At 70.4% G+C, this 14,524-nt stretch carries 12 protein-coding genes and 1 pseudogene; 5 read left to right on the top strand and 8 right to left on the bottom strand.

All coding sequences use genetic code 11. The annotated features are described in order from the left end of the window. Positions 1 to 84: 84 nt before the first annotated feature. Complete coding sequence (locus AC5DRG_RS44090; protein ID WP_491805558.1) at positions 85 to 675, bottom strand: TetR/AcrR family transcriptional regulator; 591 nt, start codon at positions 673 to 675, stop codon at positions 85 to 87. Next, complete coding sequence (locus AC5DRG_RS44085) at positions 672 to 1,367, bottom strand: TetR/AcrR family transcriptional regulator C-terminal domain-containing protein (protein ID WP_491805556.1); 696 nt, start codon at positions 1,365 to 1,367, stop codon at positions 672 to 674. Before AC5DRG_RS44085 ends, AC5DRG_RS44090 begins: the two co-directional genes overlap by 4 nt. Before the next feature lie 116 nt (positions 1,368 to 1,483). Here AC5DRG_RS44085 and AC5DRG_RS44080 point away from each other — a divergent pair, with 116 nt between their 5' ends. The 4 genes from AC5DRG_RS44080 to AC5DRG_RS44065 are packed head-to-tail and all read left to right on the top strand — an operon-like array spanning position 1,484 to position 4,683. Beyond that, positions 1,484 to 2,473 (top strand): zinc-binding dehydrogenase, encoded by a 990-nt coding sequence (locus tag AC5DRG_RS44080; RefSeq protein WP_491805554.1) that lies wholly within the window; start codon positions 1,484 to 1,486, stop codon positions 2,471 to 2,473. Continuing rightward, positions 2,470 to 2,988 carry a VOC family protein gene (locus tag AC5DRG_RS44075; protein WP_491805552.1) on the top strand — a complete coding sequence of 173 codons (519 nt, stop codon included), beginning with the start codon at positions 2,470 to 2,472 and terminating at the stop codon, positions 2,986 to 2,988. Before AC5DRG_RS44080 ends, AC5DRG_RS44075 begins: the two co-directional genes overlap by 4 nt. A gap of 28 nt (positions 2,989 to 3,016) precedes the next feature. Further along, positions 3,017 to 3,526: a carboxymuconolactone decarboxylase family protein gene (locus AC5DRG_RS44070; protein ID WP_491805550.1), complete on the top strand. Its 510-nt coding sequence runs from the start codon at positions 3,017 to 3,019 to the stop codon at positions 3,524 to 3,526. 56 nt (positions 3,527 to 3,582) lie between these two features. Then, positions 3,583 to 4,683 (top strand): MBL fold metallo-hydrolase, encoded by a 1,101-nt coding sequence (locus tag AC5DRG_RS44065; protein WP_491805548.1) that lies wholly within the window; start codon positions 3,583 to 3,585, stop codon positions 4,681 to 4,683. 430 nt (positions 4,684 to 5,113) lie between these two features. Here AC5DRG_RS44065 and AC5DRG_RS44060 read toward each other — a convergent pair whose 3' ends face one another. Further along, positions 5,114 to 7,015 carry an amidohydrolase gene (locus AC5DRG_RS44060; RefSeq protein ID WP_491805546.1) on the bottom strand — a complete coding sequence of 634 codons (1,902 nt, stop codon included), beginning with the start codon at positions 7,013 to 7,015 and terminating at the stop codon, positions 5,114 to 5,116. 139 nt (positions 7,016 to 7,154) lie between these two features. Between AC5DRG_RS44060 and AC5DRG_RS44055 the strand changes: the two genes are divergently transcribed. Then, positions 7,155 to 8,141, top strand: coding sequence for a LacI family DNA-binding transcriptional regulator (locus AC5DRG_RS44055; RefSeq protein WP_491805544.1), 987 nt, complete (start codon positions 7,155 to 7,157; stop codon positions 8,139 to 8,141). A gap of 242 nt (positions 8,142 to 8,383) precedes the next feature. Here the strand turns inward: AC5DRG_RS44055 and AC5DRG_RS44050 are convergent. The 5 genes and pseudogenes from AC5DRG_RS44050 to AC5DRG_RS44030 form a co-directional block, all read right to left on the bottom strand. Continuing rightward, positions 8,384 to 8,560, bottom strand: a pseudogene (locus tag AC5DRG_RS44050) (ATP-binding protein); the annotation flags it as partial. A 90-nt stretch (positions 8,561 to 8,650) separates the two neighbouring features. After that, positions 8,651 to 10,348 (bottom strand): amidohydrolase, encoded by a 1,698-nt coding sequence (locus tag AC5DRG_RS44045; RefSeq protein ID WP_491805542.1) that lies wholly within the window; start codon positions 10,346 to 10,348, stop codon positions 8,651 to 8,653. Positions 10,349 to 10,414: 66 nt separating this feature from the next. Continuing rightward, positions 10,415 to 11,449 (bottom strand): ABC transporter permease, encoded by a 1,035-nt coding sequence (locus AC5DRG_RS44040; protein WP_491805540.1) that lies wholly within the window; start codon positions 11,447 to 11,449, stop codon positions 10,415 to 10,417. Next, on the bottom strand, positions 11,446 to 13,338 hold the full coding sequence (locus AC5DRG_RS44035; RefSeq protein WP_491805538.1) for a sugar ABC transporter ATP-binding protein: 1,893 nt from the start codon (positions 13,336 to 13,338) through the stop codon (positions 11,446 to 11,448). Before AC5DRG_RS44035 ends, AC5DRG_RS44040 begins: the two co-directional genes overlap by 4 nt. Before the next feature lie 10 nt (positions 13,339 to 13,348). Beyond that, positions 13,349 to 14,362, bottom strand: coding sequence for a sugar ABC transporter substrate-binding protein (locus tag AC5DRG_RS44030; RefSeq protein ID WP_491805536.1), 1,014 nt, complete (start codon positions 14,360 to 14,362; stop codon positions 13,349 to 13,351). Between the last annotated feature and the right edge of the window lie 162 nt (positions 14,363 to 14,524).

The following is a 14,524-nucleotide window of genomic DNA, read 5'->3' as shown; positions in this document are numbered from 1 at the left end:
GTCATCCTCTGCGCCATCACCCATCCCTCCGGTCAGCGGCGCATCCCTGCGCCATGTATCAACTTATCTCATAAGTCTCAAGCACTATGAGGAATCAAGGCAGGTCGAGGCCCGGAAAGTACCCAGAATCGCCGCCCGCGTCTGCGCGAGTACGGCAGTCCGCGCCCCGCGGTCGTCACATCGGAGAGCGACCACGACGCCCTGGACGAGGAAGCGGGTCGCAAGCTCGCCGGGCGCACCCTCGTTCAGGGCTAGGGTCAGACGGGTCGCGAGGGACCGGAAGAGCGCGTTCGGCTCACCGAACGTTCCGGTGTCAGACAGAAGAGGAAGCAGGGCCGGGCGGCTCTCCGCCAGGGTCAGCACCGAGCGGAGCACTCCGTCCACGGCGGACTCGGTCGCCGCGCCGCCCTTCCCGTCCAGGGCCCGGGGCGCGACCGCCGTATCAGCGCGCAGGTCTTCCACGAACCGCTGCAGAAGCCCGTCCACGAGGGCCCGCTTGTGCGGAAAGTACTGGTAGAGCGTGCCCGGCGACACTCCCGCATGCCTGGCGACGGCGTTCATGCCGACGGCTTCCACACCGGAGGCCGCGATGAGTTCCTCCGCCGCGTCCCGGATCTGCTCGGCACGGCGCAGACCACGCGGCTGTCGTCTTCTGCCCCCTGCGGGCGGGTTCACGAGCAGACCCCTCTCGGCCCACCGTCGTACGGCACCCCCACCCGCACCGCCAGACCGGCGATCAGCAGTTCGATGCCGTGCTCGAACTCGGCCCGGTGATCGCTCACCGCGAGATAGGGGGTGGCGGCGGACAGGAGCGGATCACCCACGGCGGCCATCTCCTCGACCCGCCGCCGGATCTGGTCCGGCTCGACCGTGCCCATGGTGATGGCCGAGCCCAGCTCCCGCATGATCATGCCGACGGTGAAACCGGCGAAACTCCGCACCACATGGACGAGTTCCTGGGGTGAGAGACCGAGTTCGGGAAAGCCGGCCAGGGCGCACCGAACGTTCTCCAGGGCCGCCGGCGACTGCGTGGGCCGAGTGAGGACCAGAGTGAACGCCTTGGGATGCCGCAGCGCCGCGGCCCGGAAGGCGGCGGCGTACGCCCGCGCGCGCTCCTGCCAGGTTCCCGCGTCGGCCCCGGACAGCTCGATCCCGCCCAGCAGCCGCTCCGCGACACCCTCCAGCAGGGCGTCCTTGTTCGGTACGTGGTTGTAGAGCGACATCGCTTCGACACCCAGCTCACCAGCGAGTTTTCGCAGGGAGAAGGAGTCCGGGCCGTCCCGGTCGATGGCCGCGAGGGCGGCTTCGACGACCTTGCCCCGCGTCAGGCCGAGCCGCCTGCCCCGGCCGCCGCCTTGGCCTTTCATCAGCCGTCTCCCCTGCCCTTGACATGACTTATTACGTAAGTCTAGCTTGAGGAAACAACGTACATACACCGTAAGTTTTTCAGCGCTCTTTCCACCTCGTTAACGGAGAACCACTGATGACCAGCACCATGCGGGCGCTGATGGGCGGCGCCGGACCCGAATGGGAAGTCCGGGACGTCGACGTACCGGCACCGGGACCGGAACAGATCCGCGTCCGTGTCCGGGCCGCCGCCGTCAACCGGGCGGACCTCTACATGCTGCAGGGCACCTACAACCCCCGAGCGAAGACGAGCGACCTGTTCACCGCCGGTCTCGAATTCGCCGGCGAGGTCGACGCGATCGGCGCCGACGTGAAGCGCTGGACCGTCGGCGACCGGGTCATGGGCGTCACCCTGGGTTCCTTCGCCCCGTACGCCCTGGTCGACCACCGGCATGTGATCACGGTGCCGGAGTCCCTGTCGTGGACCGATGCCGCGGCCCTGCCCGTGGCGTTGGCGACCGAGCACGACGCACTCGCCCAGGGCGGATTCGGCCTGCGGCAGAGTCTCCTCGTCGTCGGCGCCACCTCGTCGGTCGGCCTGATCGGCGTCCAGCTGGCCAAGGCGTTCGGTGCGTCCCAGGTCATCGCGACCACCACCTCCGAGAGCAAGGCCGCCGCCCTGAAGTCCGTCGGCGCGGACGTCGTCGTCAACACGGCGTCCGAGAACCTGGCCGAGGCCGTGGCCAATGCCACCGGCGGCGCCGGGGCGGACCTCACCCTCGACCACGTGGGCGGACAGCTCTTCGCCGACACCTTCCTCGCCACGCGCATCGGCGGCACCGTCGTCAACGTCGGACGGCTGGCCGGGGCCGAGTCCACCATCGACCTCAACCAGCTGTCGTTCCGCCGCCTCCGGGTCATCGGCACGACCTTCAGCGTGCGCACCCCCGACGAGCTCGCCGACGCCTGCACCGCCCTCACCGCCGATGCCGTACCCGCCATGGAGGAAGGCAGGGTCCGAGCCGTCGTCGACCGTGTCTTCGCCTTCGACGACGCCAAGGCGGCGGCGGACCACATGCGTTCCAACACAGCCGTGGGAAAGATCGTTCTGGAGGTCACTTCATGAGCCGCGTCTTCGGGCAGATCGCCCAGATCGGGTACGTCGTCCGCGACCTGCACGCCGCTATGGAGTTCTGGGTCGCCCAGGGCGTGGGCCCCTGGTTCTACCAGGACCCGGTGCAGACGGACTGGTTCAAGTACCGAGGCGCCGACTCCGGCATGCAGATGGCCGCCGCGGTCGCCAACTCGGGGGATGTGCAGATCGAGTTGATCCAGCCGCTCAACGACGAGCCGTCGGCCTACAAGGACTTCCTTGACGCGAGACACGAGGGCGCGCAGCACGTCGCCTACTGGACGAAGGACTACCAGGAGCTCTACGACCGCGCCCTGTCCCTTGGCTACACCGTCGTCCAGGAGGGCTCGGTCCAGGGCGGCCGCTTCGCCTACCTCGACACCGAGACGCACCCCGGCACAGTCATCGAGATCTCCGACATCGGTGGCGCCAAGGGCGAACTCTTCGCCGCGCTGCGGGAGATGGCGGCCGCATGGGACGGCACCAACCCCATCAACAAGGTCGGCTGACACTGCCGTACGCACGAAGGAGACGACTGTGGACTACCCCGACCTGACCGAACTCCCCGCCGACCTGCGGAAGGTCGCCGCCGAGCGGTCAGCCGTGAACATCTACCGCATGGTGTTCCACTCGCCCGCCCTGGCCCCAGCCTTCCTCCAGATGGCCGACGCGATCTTCCAGGGAGCCCTGCCGCACCCCTTGCGCGAACTCGCCATCCTCCGGGTCGGACACGCCTACCAGGCGCCGTACGAGATCCATCACCACGAGAACATCGGTCGGCTCCTAGGGCTCGACGAGGCCGGCATCGCCGCCGCCAAGAGCGGTTCGTCGGAAGGACTGTCGGCGGAGCAGGGAGCAGTCCTCTCCCTGACCGACCGGCTGTTGGAACAGCACACCCTCACGGAGCCCGAGCGCGGCGAGGCGCTGGCCTTCCTCACCGCCGGGCAGCTCTCCGACCTGGTCCTCACGGTCGGCTTCTACCAACTGGTCTGCAACTTCCTGAACACCTTCGGCGTGACGACCGAGGGCGAGAAGGCCCCGTACTGAAGCGCCTCCTCAAAGCCCCGCCGCACAGCCCTTGTTCACACCCTCCGGGAGGATCGATGAAGCTCGCCTGGCAGGACTCCGATGTCCTCGACATGCCCACCCTGGGCACCCGCGTCACCGCCTTCGACGGCCTGACCGAGGTGCCCGGCGGCTACGGCGCCAAACTCGCCTGGGCCCGTGACCAGGCCAAGGTCTTCCGTGCCGAGTTCGCCGCGACCGGCACCCCGGACAGCGTCACGACCTGTGACCTGATCACTCTGCCGTACCCGACCAAGTTCGGTCTGTTCCGGGCCAGTCGGGCGATCGCCCCGTTTCTGTCGATCACCAACCGCATGCTGGTGGTGCGGTGGACGGAGAGCGACGGACGGGGGCGCGTGCTGCTGTTCGAGCCCAGCGACCACGAACTGGGCCAGAACACGCCCTACTTCGCCGCACTGATCCGCCGCACTCCCAAGCCGTTGCAGTCGCTGCTCACCACCGAACACGGCACGGTCCTCGGCCACTTGGCCCGCCTCGGCATCAAGCCGGAGGACGTCGACTACCTGCTCTTCGACCACCTGCACACCCAGGACCTGCGCCGCTGGGTGGGCACGACGAGCCCGCAGAGCGACCTGGGCGGCACCGTGCAGCCCGCCTTCCCCAACGCCAAGGTCATCGTGCAGCGCCACGAACTGCTGGCCATGTCCCAACTGCACCCCCTCCAGCAACCCTGGTACCAGCCGGAGACCTACCAGGACGTACGGCCGGACGCGTTCCTCCCCGTCGACGGCTCCCTGATCCTCGGCCCCGGCGTCGCCGTGATCGAGACCCCGGGACACGTGCTCGGCAACCAGACCATCGTCCTCAACACCTCCACCGGCATCTGGGCCAGCAGCGAGAACGTCATCGCCACCGAGTGCCTGACCCCCGAGCACTCCCGCATGCCGGGCATCGCCCGCTGGGCCCGCACCTGGGGCCAGGAGGTCGTCCTCAACGCCAACACCATCGAGACGACCGCGGAGCAGTACAACTCGCTGATCCTCGAGAAGACCCTGGTCGACCGCTCCCAGACCGACCCCCGCTTCCTCCAGTTCTTCCCCTCCAGCGAACTGACCGCCTCCTGGGCCAACCCAGGAACGTCACCCACCTTCACCCACAAGGCGATCGCACACTCGTGAGGGGGTGGGCCATCCGAGAGCGGCACGGTCACCGAGGACGTTCAGGACTCGGTCGTTCCTCGCCTGGTCGGCGAGCAAGACGTGGATGCCGTCGCCGGGACAGGAGCGGGACGAGGATGGCCTGACCGCCCCGCTTGGGATCGTGGCACGGGGAACGGCCGACATGCTCACGAAGCTTGATCACCTGGGGCTGGTCGCGGGTGCCTGTCGACTGTTCGCGCGCTGTCCGCGACCGGCACGCCCCGGGCCGGCTCGGTCGGCAGGTCCAGCTCCCAATCGACCAGTGCCCGTTCCCTGTCGGAGGCGTAGGCGGCAATCACCTCGGCCTGGCCGTTCCTGGTGCGGGCGGCGGTGCTGGAACACTACCGCTCCGCCCCGGCCAAGGTGGAGGCCCCTTCTTGTCTGGCTTTTTGCCGGTGCACAGCTCCGGTCAGTGGCCGCAGGCTGCGTGCGAGTGCCTCGGTCGGCATGTGGCGCCGGTGGCACGCAGCGTCTTCGCCGCGGCGATCGAGGCGTGCGTCGTGCGGGTCGCCGTCGTCGTCGAACCGGCGTCGTGGACGATCTCGCCGCCGATCATGGTCAGCTCGGCCTGGGTGCCGTGGATCTCGGTCGCCTTGATCTTGAGCAGGTCGCGGTCGGTGTGGACGAGGTCGGCCTGTTTGCCGACTTCGAGGGTGCCGGTGAGGTGCTCCTGGTGGAGTTGGTAGGCACTGCCGAGGGTGTGCATGCGCAGCGAACTGATCCGGGACAGGCTCTCCTCGGGGAAGAAGGGAGTGCCGTCCGAACCGGTGCGGGTGATGGCCTGGTCGACCGGGCGCCAGGGGTTGAAGTCGTCGATGGGCCAGTCGGTGCCGCCGGTGAGGCGGACCCCGGCCCGCTCCATCGAGCGGGCGGGGTAGAGGCGTGCCTGGCGCTCGGCGCCGATGTACGGCAGGAGCGAGTCACCGGTGTACGAGTCGTGCTGCGCCCACTGGAGCTGCATGTTGGCCAGGACCCGGGCGCGGGCCATGCGGCGGATGTCGGAGGGGGCGACCAGCTCGATGTGCGTCAGGGTGTGCCGGTTGTCGCGGTGCCGTCCGCCCTGACGGATGGCGGCCTCGTAGGCGGTGAGCGCGGTGCGTACGGCCCGGTCACCGATGGCGTGCGCGTGCAGCTGCCAGCCGGCCGGGTCCAGGACGAGGGCGAGGTTGGTGGTGGTGTCCTGGTCGAAGTAGAGGCTGCCGTAGTCGGTGCCCGGCACCCAGTGGGGGTCGGTGTCGGTGCCGGTGTTGACCAGGTAGGGGTCGAGCATCGCGGCGGTGTGCGCCGGGTACTCCATGACACCGTCCATGAAGACCTTGGCGGTGCCGGTGCTGAGCAGGTCGGCGCCCGCCAGGCTCTTCTCGAAGGCCTGGAGCAGGTCAAGTGCGGCCTGGGGGTCCTTGGCCTGGTCGGCGGAGAGGCGGTAGGCCAGGTGCGTGCGCAGCGTCAGCTTCTTCGCCGCGGCGAGGGCCAGGTACAGCTCGACGGAGTCGTCTCTGGTCGAGGCGCTCATGACCGAGGTCACCCCGGCGGCGGCCAGCATGGCGAACGCCTCGCCGGCCGCCGCCACTTCCTGGGCCAGGGTGAGATCCGGGATGACATCGCTGACCAGGCGTCCGGCGGTGTCCTTCAGCAGGCCTGTGGGCTCACCGGAGGCGTCGCGCACGATGGTGCCGCCGTCCGGGTCCGGGGTGCTCTTGGTGATCCCCGCCAGGGCCAGGGCGCGGGAGTTGACCCAGGCGTTGTGGCCGTCCGAGGACTTGACGTAGATGGGCCGCCTGGTGGCGAGCGAGTCCAGGTCGGCCTTGGTCACGACGGTCCCGGCGGGCAGGACGCCGCTGGAGTTCCACATGCTGATCTGGAGCCAGCCGTCGGGCTCCTGGTCGGCGGACGCCGTGAGCGCCGAGGTGATGACGGCCTGGATCTGCGCGATCGTCAGCTCGGCGTCACCGAGCGAGACATTGTGCAGGGAAAGGCCCGCGGAGACGGGATGGGCGTGCCCGTCGTGCAGACCCGGCATCACGAAGCCGCCCTTGAGGTCGATCGACTCGGTGTCGCGGCCGAGGAACCGCCGGACCTCGGCGTTGGAACCGACGGCCAGGAGGGTGCCGTCACGGCCGACGGCCAGCGCCTGTGCCGGGCGACACCCCTGTCTCCCGGTGAAGACGACACCGCTGTGCAGAACCGTGGCCGCCGAGCGACGTCGTGGGGCGGCGGATGCCGACGTGGCAGCACTGAGAGGGAGAGCGGCGGCTGCCGCCGCTGCGCCCGCGCCGACGAGAAACGTTCTGCGATTGGTCCGTTGACCCATGACCGTCCTTCCACCAGGGGTGTCACCCGACGCTGTTGCCTCAAACGGTCATTGGTTACGCGATTGACCACAAGTACGATTTGGCAACGGAATTAGTCGCCAAACATGGCCGTAACAATTGGATCCGTATCTTTGGGTCATGAATGCGGTGAGAATCGTGGACATAGCGCGCACGGCCGAGGTGTCGACGGCGACCGTGTCGCACGCTCTCAAGGGCACCGGCCGTATGACCGACTCAACCCGCCGCCGCGTACTGGAGATCGCCGCGCTGCTCGGCTACACGACGGGGCAAGGGCGTGGCCGGACCCGGACTCTCGGTCTCGCGGTGACCACGTACCGGGACGTGGCCTGGAACTTCGTCGACGTGGCCTACTACGCCCAGGCCATCACCACCGCCACGGCCGTCGCCCACCGCCACGGCTACGCTCTCAGCGTGCTGCCCTCCACACCTGGCAGCGGACAGGCGCTCGAACTCGACGGAGTACTCCTGCTCGACGCGCCGGCCGAGGACCCTCTCACTGACGCCCTGCGCCGGGCTGGGACTCCGCTGGCCTTCGACGGCCGACCGGTGGACGGCCACCCCGACGACCTCTGGGTGGACAACGACCACACTGCCGCCGTGCGTTCGGTCCTCGATCACCTCGCGGCTGAAGGAGCCCGCAGGATCGCCCTGATCGCGGGACCGAGCACCGAGCACTACTCCCGCACCTGCCTCGAGGCCTACCAGGACTGGTGTGCCGACCACGGCCAGGAACCGCTGTCGGCTCCTCTCATCCCAGGGGTGGGATCCGACACCGGCGCGCACACCCTGCTGGAACACGCCGACCGCCCGGACGCCGTCTACGGCATCTACAACCTGTCGGGCCGCTCACTGCTCAACGCGGCCCGGCACCACGGCCTGCGCGTGCCCGACGACCTCCTGGTCGCGTGCATGAGCGAAGACCCCGCCTACGCGGACACGGATCCGCCGGTCACGACGCTCAGCCTCTGCCCCGAGGTCGCCATGGAGGCCGCGGTCACCGCGCTCGTGGGCGCCATCGAGTCACCCGGGGCCCGCTCCCCGGTCACGGTGCCCCATCGTCTGACCGTAAGGGAGTCGACCCGGCCCCGGCCCTGCCGTGGTTAGAGCGGTGTGGCGTCGGACGGCGCGAACGGTGCACCGTGGCCGGGCACGATCAGTGCCGGGCCCAGGGACGGAACCTGCTCCCTGCCCGATCGCAGCTGATCGCGGTCGGGGATGAACGGATCGTCGACGGGACCGACCCTCGGCACCTCACCACAGATGGGTGAGCACGACCAGGCCCCGCTCGGTCGTTCACCAGGGTGCTGATGACCTCGGCGGTGTGTCCCGGCGTCAGGTAGCGGCGCTCAGTCCGCGTGGGCCGGGATCCGGAGCGTCACGCGGTAGCGGCCGTCGGAGGTGACGCCGGACTCGAAGGTGCCTTCATGTCACACCAGGACGGTCGTGGCGGCGCCGGGGGCGTGCTTGAGCACGTTGGTGAGGTCTTCCCACACGGTGCGGTAGAGGGTGCGCTGGGCCGGAGTTCACCGGTCAGGGTTGGCAGCCGACGCTCGCCGGCCTTCACAAGTTCGTCTCGACCAGCGACATCGAGACATCAACAGACAGCGAGAATGTCAGCGCTCGAAGACGATCTGCCCGTCGAACACGGTCAGATCGACCTCGACGGCGGTGATGTCATGCGGGTCGGTGCGCAGCAGGTCGCGGTCCAGTACGCACAGGTCGGCGACCTTCCCTGGCTCGATGGACCCCTTCCAGTCGTCGGCGAAGTCCTGACGGGCGGCGTTGACGGTGTACGCGCGCAACGCGTCCGCGAGGCCCACGCACTGGTCGGCGCCGCTGCGCCGGCCACTGGCCTTGGACTCCCGCAGCAGCATGCCGGCCACGCCCTGGCGCCAGTCGGGCTCGGTGATGGGGGCGTCGGAGCTGGCGCAGACGGTGACGCCGGCCTCGACTGCGGAGCGGACCGGCCACTGGTAGGCGGAGCGGCGCTCGCCGACGAGCTCGTCCATCAGGTCGGAGACCGTCCACTTGATGCCGGGGTTCATGTTGACCCCGTAGCCGTGCGCCGCGAGCTTGGCCAGGCTCTCCGGGCTGACGAAGTCGCCGTGGATGACGTAGTGCCGGGCGTCGGGGCGCGGGGCGGCGGCGTTCGCGTCGACGAAGGCGTCGACGACGGTGTCGATGGCCAGGTCGCCGGTGACGTGCACGCCGAGCTGGTAGCCCGCCTTGTGGGCGATGCGGATCATTTCGCGCAGCTCGTCCACCTGGAGCGCGGGCGTGTCACCGTGCACGCAGAGCGCGCCGTGGCCGCCCTCGGGGTACGGCTCACTCATCCAGGCGGTGCGGTTGGGCGGCACGCCGTCGCCGAAGATCTTGACGCCGATCACCCGTAGCAGCCGCTCGTCCGCCGACTGAGGGACCTGGAGCCCTTCGAGCCCTGTACGTACGTCGGCGGCTGAGCCGCCCATCGGGGCCGGGAGCAGCAACACGCTCACCCGGGCCGCCAACGCGCCCTCGGCGACCAGTTCGGCGTAGGCGGTGAGGTTGTCGGCGCCGAGTCCGCCGAAGAGGGTGTCGGCACCGGCGGTACCGAGGCCGGGTTCGGTGTAGCTGGTGATGCCGCGTGCGTGCAGTTCGGCGACGAGCGAGCGGATCGCCTCCCGGCGCTGCGCGACGGTGGGTGAGGGCAGCAGGCTCTGCACGAAGCGCTGGGCCGCCTCCCGCAGGATGCCGGTCGGCTCGCCGTCGGCGTCTTTGTCGATCACCCCGCCCGGCGGCGGCTCGGTGGTCCGGTCGATCCCGGCGGCGCGCAGGGCGGCGCTGTTGGCCCACACCATGTGCGCGGAGAAGTCGGTGAGGCACACCGGGTTGTCCGGTGCCACCCGGTCGAGGTCGAGGCGGCCGGGCAGGCGGCCCGGGTCGGCCAGGCACTCCGCCAGGTAGCCCGGGTCCCAGCCCAGGCCGACCACCCACTCCTCCGGGCCGGCCGCCTCGGCCGCCTTCCGTACGGCCTCGGCGATCTCCTCGATCGACCGCACCGCCGGGTGGCCCACGTCGATGGCGAACGGCGCCTTGGTCATCGCGTATGCGGCCCCGTGCAGGTGCGAGTCGTTGATTCCCGGCAGTACGGTCCGCCCCGCCAGGTCCACGACGCGCGTCGACGGCCCGGCGTATGCCGCGATCTCGGCCGACGTCCCTACGGCGACGATCTCCCGGCCGCGTACGGCCACGGCCTCGGCGACCGTGAAGTCCGGGTCGACGGTGAGGACTTGGCCGTTGGTGAGGATGAGGGTGCTGTCCGCACGGTTCATTTGTCCGGGCTCTCTCTGTTCGGTGGTTCCGTCGGGTGCTGCTGTTCGGTGCTGCCCGTTCGGTGATCAGGACCGGCGCAGCCGGGGGCCGAAGTACGCGAGCGCGGCGCCGACGACCAGCGAGGTGCCCTGGGCGATCTGCTGCCAGAAGGCCGGCACGCTGAGCAGCGTCAGTCCGTTCTGCAGGCAGCCGAGGAACAGCACGCCAAGGAGCACCCCGAAGACCGACCCCGAGCCGCCGGTCAGCGCCACGCCGCCGAGGAGCACCGCGGTCAGCACCGTCAGCTCGAACCCGGCGCCGGAGGTGCCTGCCGAGGCGCTGTCCAGCACCGACGCCTTGATGGCACCGGTGAGCGCGGCGGCGGCCGCCGTGAGAACGAAGAGCCCGAACGGCGTACGGCGGATGTTGATCCCCGAGAGATACGCGGCCTCCCGGTTGACCCCGATCGCGAACACGTGCCGCCCGCCCGGCGCGAACGCCAGGTACGCCGCCCCGGCGAGCAGCACCACGGCCGCGATGACGACCGGCGCCGCGATCCCGGCGAGCGTGGCCCCGCCGAGCCAGGCGTACCCCTCGCCGAAGTTGCTCAGCGGCAGTGGGAACAGTTGCTGTGCCAGGCCCCGTACCGCCGTGAGCATGCCCAGCGTCACGATGAACGCCGACAGCCCGAGGTAGCAGCACAGGACGCCGTTGACCGCCCCCACCACCGCGCCCGCCGCCAGCGCGCCCAGCACCGACACGGCGAGCGACTGGTGGTGCGTGCCAGCCAGTTGCCCGGCGACCAGACCGCCCAGCGCCAGGCTGGACCCGACCGAGAGGTCCAGGTAGCCGCTGATGACGAGCAGCGCCAGCGGCACGGCGACGATCGCAATCGTCGCGGCGTCGGTGGCGATCCCGCGCAGGTTCGCCACGTCCAGGAAACTGCCCGTCGTCAGCTGGAAACCCAGCACCATCAGGGCCAGAACGGGCAGCAACGGGTGCCGCTGCACGCTCCCCAGACCTGCGGCGGCCAGGGCACGGGGGCCGGGGAGCGCGAGCCGCCCGGTCTGTTCAGCCCGTTCAGCCCGTTCGTCCTGTTCGGCCTGCTGGACGGTGGTCATGGTGCTTCTCCTTCGGCTGAACCGGCGATGTGCGCGGCGGCGGGGGTGAGGGTGTCGGGGCCGGGCCCGTCGTGGACCGCCGAGAGCAGCGCTTCCTCGGTCAGTTCGGCTCCCGACAGCTCACCGACGACCCGCCCTCCGGCGACGACCAGGCAGCGGTGCGCGAGGGCGACGATCTCCTCAGGGTCGGAGGAGGCGAAGAGCACCGCGGTGCCCCGCTCCGCGGCGAGCCGGCCCACGACCCGGTAGATCTCCTGGCGGGAGCCGACGTCGACGCCCTGGGTGGGCTCGTCGAGCAGCAGGACCTCGGGCGTGCGGGAGGCGTTGACCCAGCGGCCGAGGACCAGCTTCTGCTGATTGCCGCCGGAGAAGGCGACCGCGGGCAGCCGGGGTGCGAAGGGCCGCAGGCCCACCGATCCGGCCAGGTCGGCGAAGAGGCGACGCTCGGCCGCACGGGAGCGTACGCCCCACCGCGCCAGCGGGCGAACGGCGGGGAGCAGGGCGTTGTCCTGCGCGCTGAGCCCCGCGAATATCCCCTGCGCGCGGCGGTCGCCCGGGACCAGTGCGATGCCGGCCGCGAGCGCGTCGGCGGGACGGGCCGCGGTGACGACGCGGTCGGCGACCCGTACCGTCCCACCGGTGCGGGGGCGGCGGCCGAAGAGGGTCTCCAGCAGGCGCGTACGCCCGGAGCCGATCAGCCCGTACAGGCCGACGATCTCGCCGCCTGCCACGTCGAGGCCGATGGGCCCGAACCCGGGGCCGGTGAGGCCGTCGAGCGCGAGCACGGCGGGGCGGCCTACGGCCGCGCTCGGTGAAACCGGGTCCGTGGCGGCCGAAGACACGGAGTCGCCTACGGCCTCGACCGGCCAAGCCGGGTCCGCGGCGGCCGAAGGCGTGTGGGCGGGATCCGTCGCGGCGGAAGGCACGGAGGCGAGATTCGTCACGGCCGGACCGGCCACGGCCGGGCGGGCCGCTGACGAACCGGCCTCCCCACGGACACCCACATCCGGACCACCCACTGACGAACCGGCCTCCCCGCAGACACCCACCACCCCGGCCTCCGCCGACACCACCCCCGCTGCCGTGACGCCCGCCCCCAGCCCCTCACCGGCCGTCGAAGCGCCGGGTTCCGGACCGCGCCCGCCCCCGCCGCTCGCCGCGACGGCACCCTTGCCGACGATCGTGTCGACCAGGTGCCGCCTGGTGTGCCCGGTCATGGGCGCGTGGTAGCCGACCCGGCCGTCGCGGAGCACGGTCACGGCGTCGGCGAGCCGTTCGACCTCGGACAGCAGGTGGGTGACGTAGACGATGGCGAGACCCTGGGTGCGCAGGTCCTCGACCCGCTCGGCGAGGGCGTCGCTCTCGGCGCGGGAGAGCGCGGCGGTGGGCTCGTCGAGCACGAGGACGGCGGCACTGCGGCTGAGCGCTTTCGCGATCTCGACCAACTGCCGCTGCCCCATGGACAGTTCGCCGACCCGGTCGCGGGGAGAGCAGCTCGCGGCGACCCGTTCAAGCAGCCCGGCGGCGACCTCCTCCTGGGCCCGCCGGTGGACCGCGCCGAGCCGGGAGCGGCGGGTCCACTCCTGGCCGAGGAAGATGTTCTCGGCGACGGTGAGCGGCTCGACGACGCTCAGGGTCTGGAAGATGATCGCCACCCCGGCAGCGATCGACTCACGCGGGCTCAGCCGGGCGTACGCGGCACCGCCGACCTCGATGGTGCCCGCGTCGGGGGCGTAGGCGCCGCCCAGGCACTTGATCAGGGTCGACTTCCCGGCACCGTTGTGCCCGAGCAGCGCGTGCACCTGGCCGGCGGGCACGGTCAGGTCGACGCCGTCCAGGGCTTTGGCGCCGCCGAAGGATTTGGTGAGCCCGCTGATGGACAGGGTCATCGCGGCCGCCTCACGCGTTCTGCGCGAGCAGCGCGTCGATCTTCACGGTGTCGGCCTTGCCGACCAGGGTGATCGGCACGTCGACGCTCGGGTTCGCCTTGCCCGCCGCCACCGCGAGCGGTACGTCGACGATCGCCGCCGCGATGTCCTGGGGCGCGAGCGCGGCGGAGGCCCGGTAGAAGGTGCCCTGCTTGATCGCGAGGAGCGAGGGCGCCGCGCCGTCCTGGCCGCCGACGAAGGTCTTGGCGTCGGCCTTGGCACGGCCGGCCTGCTGGAGCGCCTTGAACCCGCCGTACGCGGCGGCGTCGGTGACACCGAGGATGATGTTGAGGTCCCGGTGCTTAGCCAGGATCGCGTTGGACTTGGACAGGCCGGTGTCGGGGTCGATGGCCTGTTCCTGGGCGACGACGTCCACGCCGGGGGCGAGCTCGGTGAAGGCGTCGATCATGCCCTTCGTACGGTCGCGGCCCAGCTGGATCGTGCTGTCGGTGAGGAAGGCGATCTTGCCCTTGCCGCCCAGCGTCTCGTTGGCCCACTTCGCCGCGGCCTCGCCGAGCAGCTTGCCGCCCTCGGTGAAGCTGAACTGGATGTCGGCGCTCTGGTGGGTGAGCGAGCCGCCGTAGGTGACCCAGATCAGTCCGGCGTCGAGCGCGCTCTCGGCGATCTTCTCGGTGGCCTCGAACACCATCGGGAAGGAGACGATCGCCGGGATCTTCTGGCTGATCCAGGCGTTGAGGTTGGAGGCCTGGGTGTCCGGGCTGCTCTGGTCGCTCGTGGTGACCAGCGTGACGCCCTTCTTCTTCGCGCCGGCCGTGGAGAGCTTGACGAGGGTCGTGTAGAGCGGGAGTTGGGTGAAGGGATAGTCCAGGCCGATCTTCGTCAGGTCCGCCGCCGTGGCGGAACGGGTCGCGGACGACGAGGACGCGCCGGCCGGCGCGGAGCACGCGCTCAGTACGGCTGCGGCACCGAGGCCACCGGACAGTGCCAGGAAGCCTCTACGGGACGTACGGGACTGGTCACTCATGGCGGGGCCTCTCGACAGCGCGGCGGTGTGACGGTGTGGCGAACAGCAAAGCCCCGCACGGCGACGGCCCACCATCCGTACAAATACCGACTCCGGTCGCGGGCCCCGCGATCCCGGTTACAAGTGGATGAACCGCTTGTCCGGCCTACGGCCGCCCCCTAC

This window comes from Streptomyces sp. JLBG701 (genome assembly GCF_058544905.1).
Note: the sequence above shows the minus strand (reverse complement) of the source record. Positions and strands in the feature narration are given on the sequence as shown.